Genomic DNA, 1,867 nt, shown 5'->3' with positions numbered 1-1,867 from the left:
TTTGTGAAATTTGTGATGCTATTGCTTTATTTGTAACCATTATAAGCTGCAATAAACAAGTTGGGGTGGGCGAAGAACTCCAGCATGAGATCCCCGCGCTGGAGGATCATCCAGCCGGCGTCCCGGAAAACGATTCCGAAGCCCAACCTTTCATAGAAGGCGGCGGTGGAATCGAAATCTCGTAGCACGTGTCAGTCCTGCTCCTCGGCCACGAAGTGCACGCAGTTGCCGGCCGGGTCGCGCAGGGCGAACTCCCGCCCCCACGGCTGCTCGCCGATCTCGGTCATGGCCGGCCCGGAGGCGTCCCGGAAGTTCGTGGACACGACCTCCGACCACTCGGCGTACAGCTCGTCCAGGCCGCGCACCCACACCCAGGCCAGGGTGTTGTCCGGCACCACCTGGTCCTGGACCGCGCTGATGAACAGGGTCACGTCGTCCCGGACCACACCGGCGAAGTCGTCCTCCACGAAGTCCCGGGAGAACCCGAGCCGGTCGGTCCAGAACTCGACCGCTCCGGCGACGTCGCGCGCGGTGAGCACCGGAACGGCACTGGTCAACTTGGCCATGGTTTAGTTCCTCACCTTGTCGTATTATACTATGCCGATATACTATGCCGATGATTAATTGTCAACACGTGCTGATCAGATCCGAAAATGGATATACAAGCTCCCGGGAGCTTTTTGCAAAAGCCTAGGCCTCCAAAAAAGCCTCCTCACTACTTCTGGAATAGCTCAGAGGCAGAGGCGGCCTCGGCCTCTGCATAAATAAAAAAAATTAGTCAGCCATGGGGCGGAGAATGGGCGGAACTGGGCGGAGTTAGGGGCGGGATGGGCGGAGTTAGGGGCGGGACTATGGTTGCTGACTAATTGAGATGCATGCTTTGCATACTTCTGCCTGCTGGGGAGCCTGGGGACTTTCCACACCCTAACTGACACACATTCCACAGAATTAATTCGCGTTAAATTTTTGTTAAATCAGCTCATTTTTTAACCAATAGGCCGAAATCGGCAAAATCCCTTATAAATCAAAAGAATAGACCGAGATAGGGTTGAGTGTTGTTCCAGTTTGGAACAAGAGTCCACTATTAAAGAACGTGGACTCCAACGTCAAAGGGCGAAAAACCGTCTATCAGGGCGATGGCCCACTACGTGAACCATCACCCTAATCAAGTTTTTTGGGGTCGAGGTGCCGTAAAGCACTAAATCGGAACCCTAAAGGGAGCCCCCGATTTAGAGCTTGACGGGGAAAGCCGGCGAACGTGGCGAGAAAGGAAGGGAAGAAAGCGAAAGGAGCGGGCGCTAGGGCGCTGGCAAGTGTAGCGGTCACGCTGCGCGTAACCACCACACCCGCCGCGCTTAATGCGCCGCTACAGGGCGCGTGGGGATACCCCCTAGAGCCCCAGCTGGTTCTTTCCGCCTCAGAAGCCATAGAGCCCACCGCATCCCCAGCATGCCTGCTATTGTCTTCCCAATCCTCCCCCTTGCTGTCCTGCCCCACCCCACCCCCCAGAATAGAATGACACCTACTCAGACAATGCGATGCAATTTCCTCATTTTATTAGGAAAGGACAGTGGGAGTGGCACCTTCCAGGGTCAAGGAAGGCACGGGGGAGGGGCAAACAACAGATGGCTGGCAACTAGAAGGCACAGTCGAGGCTGATCAGCGGGTTTAAACGGGCCCTGCTAGAGATTTTCCACACTGACTAAAAGGGTCTGAGGGATCTCTAGTTACCAGAGTCACACAACAGACGGGCACACACTACTTGAAGCACTCAAGGCAAGCTTTATTGAGGCTTAAGCAGTGGGTTCCCTAGTTAGCCAGAGAGCTCCCAGGCTCAGATCTGGTCTAACCAGAGAGACCCAGTACA

2 protein-coding genes are annotated in these 1,867 nt (G+C 55.2%); one reads left to right on the top strand and one right to left on the bottom strand.

What is annotated here, in order from left to right:
• The coding region (locus ACGLHT_RS29935; RefSeq protein ID WP_394520765.1) for a hypothetical protein at positions 1 to 185 on the top strand (185 nt) is incomplete at its 5' end.
• A 6-nt stretch (positions 186 to 191) separates the two neighbouring features.
• On the opposite strand, the gene ble-Sh is transcribed toward ACGLHT_RS29935, so the two are convergent.
• Positions 192 to 566 (bottom strand): phleomycin/bleomycin binding protein Ble-Sh, encoded by a 375-nt coding sequence (gene ble-Sh, locus ACGLHT_RS29930; RefSeq protein ID WP_063842998.1) that lies wholly within the window; start codon positions 564 to 566, stop codon positions 192 to 194.
• Positions 567 to 1,867 lie beyond the last annotated feature (1,301 nt).

This window comes from Pseudomonas sp. PsB (assembly GCF_043658375.1).
GTDB lineage: Bacteria > Pseudomonadota > Gammaproteobacteria > Pseudomonadales > Pseudomonadaceae > Aquipseudomonas > Aquipseudomonas putida_Z.
Note: the sequence above shows the minus strand (reverse complement) of the source record. Positions and strands in the feature narration are given on the sequence as shown.